General features: G+C 66.6%; 10 protein-coding genes. 6 read left to right on the plus strand and 4 right to left on the minus strand.

Features of this window, described 5'->3' with window-relative positions; genetic code table 11:
- Positions 1-313: phosphoenolpyruvate synthase (locus EB084_16150; protein ID NDD29791.1), on the plus strand; the 313-nt coding region annotated here is incomplete at its 5' end.
- 52 nt (positions 314-365) lie between these two features.
- Complete coding sequence (locus EB084_16155; protein NDD29792.1) at positions 366-698, plus strand: hypothetical protein; 333 nt, start codon at positions 366-368, stop codon at positions 696-698.
- A 130-nt stretch (positions 699-828) separates the two neighbouring features.
- Here EB084_16155 and EB084_16160 read toward each other — a convergent pair whose 3' ends face one another.
- Positions 829-1101 (minus strand): hypothetical protein, encoded by a 273-nt coding sequence (locus EB084_16160; GenBank protein ID NDD29793.1) that lies wholly within the window; start codon positions 1099-1101, stop codon positions 829-831.
- On the opposite strand from EB084_16160, the gene EB084_16165 reads away from it, so the two are divergent.
- From EB084_16165 to EB084_16175, 3 genes are all read left to right on the plus strand, one after another.
- Positions 1100-1363, plus strand: a complete 264-nt coding sequence (locus tag EB084_16165; protein ID NDD29794.1) for a hypothetical protein — start codon at positions 1100-1102, stop codon at positions 1361-1363. The two genes, EB084_16160 and EB084_16165, sit on opposite strands and share 2 nt — an antisense overlap.
- Before the next feature lie 102 nt (positions 1364-1465).
- Complete coding sequence (locus EB084_16170) at positions 1466-1933, plus strand: hypothetical protein (protein ID NDD29795.1); 468 nt, start codon at positions 1466-1468, stop codon at positions 1931-1933.
- A 13-nt stretch (positions 1934-1946) separates the two neighbouring features.
- Positions 1947-3224 carry a S41 family peptidase gene (locus EB084_16175; protein NDD29796.1) on the plus strand — a complete coding sequence of 426 codons (1278 nt, stop codon included), beginning with the start codon at positions 1947-1949 and terminating at the stop codon, positions 3222-3224.
- Here EB084_16175 and EB084_16180 read toward each other — a convergent pair whose 3' ends face one another.
- From EB084_16180 to EB084_16190, 3 genes are all read right to left on the minus strand, one after another.
- Entirely contained in the window at positions 3225-4949 is a 1725-nt protein-coding gene (locus EB084_16180; GenBank protein NDD29797.1) for a hypothetical protein, read from the minus strand.
- Between the two features lie 172 nt (positions 4950-5121).
- On the minus strand, positions 5122-5475 hold the full coding sequence (locus tag EB084_16185; GenBank protein ID NDD29798.1) for a PilZ domain-containing protein: 354 nt from the start codon (positions 5473-5475) through the stop codon (positions 5122-5124).
- Positions 5476-5635: 160 nt separating this feature from the next.
- On the minus strand, positions 5636-5983 hold the full coding sequence (locus EB084_16190) for a DUF952 domain-containing protein (protein NDD29799.1): 348 nt from the start codon (positions 5981-5983) through the stop codon (positions 5636-5638).
- Positions 5984-6171: 188 nt separating this feature from the next.
- Between EB084_16190 and EB084_16195 the strand changes: the two genes are divergently transcribed.
- A complete protein-coding gene (locus EB084_16195) occupies positions 6172-7182 on the plus strand; it encodes a hypothetical protein (protein NDD29800.1) in 1011 nt (336 codons plus the stop codon).
- Positions 7183-7203: the final 21 nt, after the last annotated feature.

Below are 7203 nucleotides of genomic sequence, written 5' to 3' on the forward strand. Positions count from 1 at the left end.
CACGAGCGTGGGGGTGGCTGAAGGCGAGGTGGTGGTTCTCCAAGACCCCCGCGACTTCGCGCGCATGAAGCGCGGCGCCATTCTCGTGGCCCCCGCCACCGACCCTTCGTGGACGCCGCTCTTCACCCTCGCGGCCGGCGTGGTCACCGAGATCGGTGGCGCCCTGTCGCACGCCTCCACCGTGGCCCGGGAGTACGGCCTGCCAGCCCTGGCCAACGTCAAGGACGCCACCCGACTGCTGCGCGAGGGCGAGCGGGTGCGGCTCAACGCCACCGCGGGGTGGGTCGAGCGGGTCGCGAATCCATCGAACTGAGCCGACACGCTGTGAACGCGAGCAGCGATTCACCAGAAAAGAGAGCGAGCACGTGACGACCGCCCCGCTGACACGTGAGCGATACGCTCTGATCGGCGCCATCTTGATGGGGGTGAAGTACAACCTCGATCGACTGGTTGCGGGGGTGTGGAACCGTCCATGGAGCCTCGAGACCGACCTCTTCCCCGGCGCGGGGCGCCCGCTCTACGCGGTCTTGGGCAACGGCGCCGACGTGGGCTTCTACCGCACCATGCTGCTCATGGCTCACCATCCGGCGGCTGCGCGACGCGGCGCTCGACGGCGCGTGGGCGTTTCTGTTCTTCGTCCCCTTCGTGAACCTGCTGTTCTTCACGCTGCTGTGCGTCGCGCCATCGCGATCGGTTGATCTTCACGGCCCGTTTCGTCACCCGTGGCTCTCGGCCATCATCCCCCGCAACGTGTGGGGCAGCGGCGCGGTCGCCGTCTGCCTGGTCACCGTGCCGTCACTTCTGGTCGTGGCCGCAGGTACAAACGTGCTAAAGCTCTACGGCTGGCTCACCATCCGGCGGCTGCGCGACGCGGCGCTCGACGGCGCGTGGGCGTTTCTGTTCTTCGTCCCCTTCGTGAACCTGCTGTTCTTCACGCTGCTGGGCGCCTTGCTGCTGATCGCTGCAGTGGAAGGCGCCGTCTGCGTTCTCATGGCGGCTCCCCTGGGATACGGCCTGGGGCTCGTCGGCTCGATCTTCGGCTACGCCGTGGCGTCGGCTCGGTGGCGTGGCGTCGACAAGTCGCTCGCAGCCGCCGCCCATGCAGGAGTGGTCGCCCTATGCCAGCATCGAACCGGCCTACCTGTACGACTACCTCACCTCAGAGCGCGGACAGTTCGATCTCACCCCGCTGCCCAACGGCGGAACCCATCTGCAGGGCACCACGTGGTATCGCCATCGGCTCTGGCCCCTCCCCTACCGGATGCCCATCTCCGATCAGGTTCTGCACGCCATCCACCGTCGGGTGCTCGAGCACGTGAAGCGTGAGGCGGAGCAGCAGCATCGGCCCGAGGGCCACCCGTAGCTCCTCGGCGATACCTCCGGCAGGCCCTCTCGACACGCGTGACTAATTGCTCAGCAACAGGGCGGTCTTGACTGCTCGATCACATCCGCTCGGAGGCTTGCCATGAACCGCACCCCCCTCATCCGCACCCTCGCCGCTGTCGCGCTCATCTGCGCCACCCTCGGCACGGCTCTGGCCGTCACCCGCGTACCTCCCGACCCTCGCGGCGTCAAGGTGGTGAACGCACTCGTCGAGGCGCTCAAGATTCAAGACCCCGTCGCGCGCGAAAGAGCCGTCGTTATGCTCGTGCACGCCAACCTGCTCACCCGCGACCGCCAGCATCTCGCACCCAACATCGAGCAGTTCTCATACAAGAAGGCCGTGGGCGCCATCGGCCTCTACCCCGTTCCCGTGACCATCACCGAGGTGCACCAGGGAAATGACGTGACCATCGGCTTCCAGGAGACCGCCCAGCGCGGGCGCATCGACAAGTACTTCGTGGCCAAGAGCCAGGGACGTCCGGCGCCCGTGGGGGTCTTCTTCCCGGCCGACGGCAGCGAGCCGAAGATCGAGAACTTCGGCAGCCTCTGACCCGAGTCACGCGATGCGAACGCCATCTGCCATGCGTCGACCACGGCCGATGGGGGCCCTGGTGGCCACCCTGGTGGCAGCGATGCTGCTGCTGTTGCCTGCAGCACCGGCGGCGGCGGGGCCTGAGCGTGTCCATGAAGTGGTGGCGGTCACCCAGCGCCTCTTCTACTACGACATCCCTCCCACGGCGTATCTGAAGGCGCGGCGGGCCGCGGCCGACGCCGCGGGAGAGATGTCGGCCGGCGCGGTGGTGTCCGATTTCGGCGCGCGCGAGCTCGAGGCCGCCGTGGCCGCCATCGTTGCGCGTCATCCGGAACAAGCCGAAGCCATCGTCACCGCCTCGATACGTGGCTTTGTCGAGGGTTTGAACGACCCGTACACCACGTGGCTGAGCGCGCAAGACAAAGCCATGCTCGAGGCCCAGCAGTCGGGCAAGGCGTTCACCGGAATCGGTATCGAGGTCGCGCCCGACCCGCGGGGGCTGCGCGTTGTGGCCTCACTTGAAGGATCGCCCGCACGCGGGGCGGGCCTGCGCCCGGGTGATCGCATCGCTGCCGTGAACGGCACCTCTCTCGTGGGAATGGGGCTCTATCGCGCGTCAGATCTGCTGCTCGGGCCGCTGGGCAGTGCCGTCTCCCTCTCTGTCGAGCGCGATGGCGCGCAACGGTCGATTCGCCTCGAGCGCGCTAGCCTCGTCATCCCTCCCGTGCGGGCGGGCATCGTCGAACGCGGCGGGTTACCCGTCGGCTATGTGCGCATCGCCATCTTCGGCCCGCAGACCGGCGAGCAGACCAAGGCCGCGCTGCAGCGCCTGGCGGCACAGAACCCCCGAGGCTGGATCATCGACCTGCGCGACAACCCCGGCGGTACCCTCTCGGCGGCCCTCGACATCGCTGGGCTGTTCGCACCAGGCCAGGTTCTGCTACGCGTGTCGAAGCGTGGCGGAGCCGAGGAGGCTCGCCAGGCGCCCGGCGTTGCGGCGCGCGTGACGAAACCGGTGGTGGTGCTCATCAACGGAGGAACCGCCAGCAGCAGCGAGGTGCTTGCGGGCGCGTTGCGCGACCTCGGCATCGCGACCCTTCTGGGCGGGCAATCGTTTGGAAAGGGCGTGATACAGTCGATGGTTCCCCTGCACGGAGGGGGCGCGCTACGGCTCACCACCGCGCGCTACCGCACCCCCGCAGGTCACGACATCCATGGCCAGGGGCTTGCGCCGGACGTTGAAGCAAAAAGCGAGGGCGACGCCCTCGTGGGGCGCGCCCTCGCCTTGATCAAAGACCGTCTTCGCTGATCAGGCCTCGGTGGCAACGGGGTTGCGCACGATGCGCCGGTCGCCCGTGGCCGACAGCTCGATGTAGCCCGCCCACGGGCGTCCGTCCGGTCGGGTCGACCGGGTGATGCCAGCGCCGCGGATATCGCCCTGCTCGATGAGCGTGGCGATCTGATCCTTGGCCAGCGCAACGGCCTCGGCGTCGACGGGCTCGTAGCTCTTGTGGAACAGCGTGCCATCGGCGTCGAAGGCCACGGTGAGCGAGCCCCCCAGCTGGGTGACGAGGCTCGGCCCGACCTCGGCGTCCTGCGTGTAGTCGTAGCGCACGAAGCTCTCGCCCTTGTCGTTGCTCCAACGCGCCGCGGGCTTCAGGGGAACGTCGCTGGCCACGCCGAGCGCCTCGCGGTTGGCCGCCAGGAAATCAGCCGCCTGTCCGTCAGAGGTGATGGACTGCGCGAGCTTCAGCTTGGGGACCTCGCTGCCCGCGTCGTCGGCGGAGCGGATCTTGCGATCGGCGAAGACCTTCGACAGCAGCGCGACATGGGCCCCACCGAAGTCCTTCTTGTCGGCAGCGATCATGGCGTTGGCCTCGTCGACGAACTTGGCCTTTGAGTTCGGCCCGAGCTCAGCCATGCGCGCCACCAGCTTGGTGGCCACATCACGCGCCCCGCGGATGGCGTCGGCCGGCGTCTTGCCGGCCGCCATCTCCTGGGCGGTGAGACCGTTGAGGATGTCCCAGAACGCTCCGGTGAGCAGGCGGCTGAAGTTGTGGACCTCCGAGCCCAGCTGGTTCTCGTCGGACGGGTTCGAGGGGCAGTCCTTGGGATTCTTGTAGACCAGGCTGTTGTTGGCGTTGCGAATCGTCCACCCCGCGGGCTTCTGGCCATTGAAGTAGGCGTTGTTGATGCCCAGCGAGAGATCTTCGCCCACGTGCGCCAGGAAGTTGTCTTTCTTGAGGTTGCCACCGGTCTGGGCCGCAAGCTTCTCGACCACGGCGTCATCTTGAAGTGACGTGAGCATGCCAGCCATGTCACCGAACGACTCATGCAGCGCGCCGGCCTCGGTGCCAGAGAACCAGCCCATGAGCCCCGGCTTGAGGCCATCGAGGATGGCGTGTCCCGTCTCGTGGCTCACCACATCCATCGACTCGGCCGAGTAGCAGGTCTTCTTGCGGATGGGGTCCTTGCCGTCGAAGAAGTTGGTCGAGCCGTCTGAGCGGGTGTAGTAGGCATTGAAGTCTTCGCCCGCGTGCGGGTGGATGGCCAGCTTGCCGCTGAAGGCCCACTTGATTTCATGGCCCAGCGCCTTCTCGAACATGCGGAGCGTCTTCTCAGTGCTGACAAACGAGGTGGCCTGCTGGTAGCCCGCGGTGCCTGGCGAGAAGAGATAGTTGCCATCAGCGTCCGGCTTCGCAACGTTCTTGTCGCTCATCTGCATGCGCGCATTGCTCATGTTGGTGCCGATGTCAGACCGCGGAACGCTGGTGTCCACATCGGGCATCACCGTGACGTCTTGCGGGTTGTAGCGCACCTTCACCGTGGGGCTGGGGGCCGGTGGCGCGGGCGGCGCGGGTGCGGGCGGCGCGGGAGCGGGCGCGTCTGCCGCGTGGGAAGCAGGAGACGGGGCGGAGCGCTCAACCCGATCGACCGGCTCGTGGTGCGCGGTCTCCACGCTCATGAAGGTCACGGGGGAGAGCCCGGTGGCTCCAAACGCCGAACGGGTGAGGTCGAGGGCTTTGATGTCCATGTTCTGTCTCCCTGATTCGCTCGTGCTCGGCGCAGCGTCCCCGGCAGGTCACGGGGGAGCGGCATCGAGACGACGCGCATAGTCGGCTGGCCTCTGCCAGCACCATAACTATACGCGGGAGACGCCACGGGCGATACGCGTGGCTTGTTAACAGATGGACAACCGCCCGGGTTCAGGACGCCCAGAGCGTGGAGGCACCGCCATGATCGCGCTTGTGATTCACATAGAGCCAGTAGCTGTCGATGAGACGGTTGGTCTGGGGCACGATGGGCGCATACACAGCGCCACAGACCCAGCCGCTGTCTTCGCGGCGCGCCCAGACCACCCGCAGGGGCATGTCGTCGGTGCGACGATCGAACTGCACGCGGCACGAGATGTTCTCATCGACGTCGAGGGGCTTCTCGGTCCAGAGGCGCACGCCGCTGCAGCTCACGTCTTCGATGCGGGCTCTGCAGGCGTCAGCGCTGATGCGCGTCACCTCGGTCTCGGCATTGTCGGCGGTACGGGTCTCGGCTCGTCTGTTCATGTCGCACTCTCCTGCTTCTCTGCCTCGATTCTAGCAACGCGCGAGCGCGAAAAGAGATTGCCGGGATGTTGCCGATGTTAAAATCTCACGCTTCTTTGTCCGGTTCGCTGACACAGACGCGCCAGGTCTTGAGCGCCTCGCGCCTGAACCGCTGAGATCTCTACCTGTCTGGCGCCGTCGGGTCGTCGAACCCGCCATCCGCGCGGCACGGCATGGCGAGCACGCGTCTCACCGCGGAGACGGGCAACGGGGCGTAGAGATGGGGGAACACCCCGCGGCCGTTTGCGGCAGCCTCGAAGCGAAGGGCCTCTCCCAGCGCGCTCACGTCGATCTCGAGCAACACGAGATCGGCGCGTCCGCGGTAGTAGAGGTCGGCGGTGCCCACGACCTGCTCAGGGCGCGACAGATGGATGAACCCCTCGAGCTCGAGGCTCGGCGGCGCGTGATGCCCGACGCGCTGGGCTTCAGCCCAGGTGGTGACTTCGGTGATGTGATAGACGGGAGGCATTCGGGTACGTTCGCCGCACGAGGGAAGCGGTTCCCGCACCCGCCCGACTCGGTGGGCTCCAAGAGAGCGACACAGCGCCTTGGCAGGCTTTTCACAGAGGCCTGCGAAACAGGCCGCCCACCGCTTCCCCACACGCGGGGCTGTCGGTGCGACTCGTAACCTGCGTTAGAGAAAGGGGACCCCGCCTCGTGTCCATTCGATTCTTCCGCGCAACGCTTGCCGCCGTGATCGCCTTCGCCGCGCTCACCCTGGCACAGCCCGCGCACGCCCAGCAGAACCAGGATCTGGCCAGCCAGAAGCCTGTGGCCATCGTCGCCGGCGCCTATGGCGACGCCCAGATCAAGACCGGCGACAGCGACTGGCGCAAGTCGTACGCCCTCGACCTCGTGCCCCCCACCACCCAGTTCAAGACGGGCAATGACGGTCGCTTCGTCATCATCTACCTCTACGACGATCACCGCGAGCTGCTGGCCCCCAACAGCACAGGCACCACTGATTTCCGCGGCCTCATCAACACCACCGGCAAGGCCTCCCGCGAGCCGAGCAAGAGCGGCGGCATGGAGTTCAGCGTCCCGTACATCACGAAGCTCAAGCTCAACCAGCCACAGTTCGCCAACGCCAACAGCCCCGGCGAGATGCAGCGCGAGCTCGACTTCATGTCGTCGTATGTCGACGTGACGCGCTACCCGCCCGTCTTCCACTGGCGCAACGCCAAGATGAACCCCTACAGCATCCAGCTGTTCAACGAGAGCAAGCAGTTCATCTACGGAAAGCGCGTGTCACAGCCGCTGTACACCTTCCCCACCCGCGCCCCGTTCCAGCTCATCAAGACCGGAACGTACTACTGGCAGGTGCTGGGCCCGCAGAACCAGATCATCGTGGCGCAGTACGCCTTCCGCCTGCTCACCCTGCCGCTGGTGAAGTACGTGGCCCAGCAGGAGCGCGTGTTCGACGCCGTGCAGGCCAAGCAGAAGGGCGACACCGTGTCAGCCACCGAGCTGTTCCTGGTCTTCAACCACTACAAGACCCTCGACAAGGGCATTCACCTGCTGCAGGAGTGGGCCAAGCTCGAGCCGACCAACCCCAACGTGTTCCGCAACCTCTGCCGCGGATACATCCTCAAGGGCTGCCCCCTCATGGCGCAGCAGGCGCTGCAGAAGGAGATCCAGCTGGGCGGCAACGACCCGGTCGGACCCTAGAAGAACGGCCTGAAAGGCCGA

The sequence above is a fragment of the Pseudomonadota bacterium genome (assembly GCA_010028905.1).
Classification (GTDB): Bacteria; Vulcanimicrobiota; Xenobia; order RGZZ01; family RGZZ01; genus RGZZ01.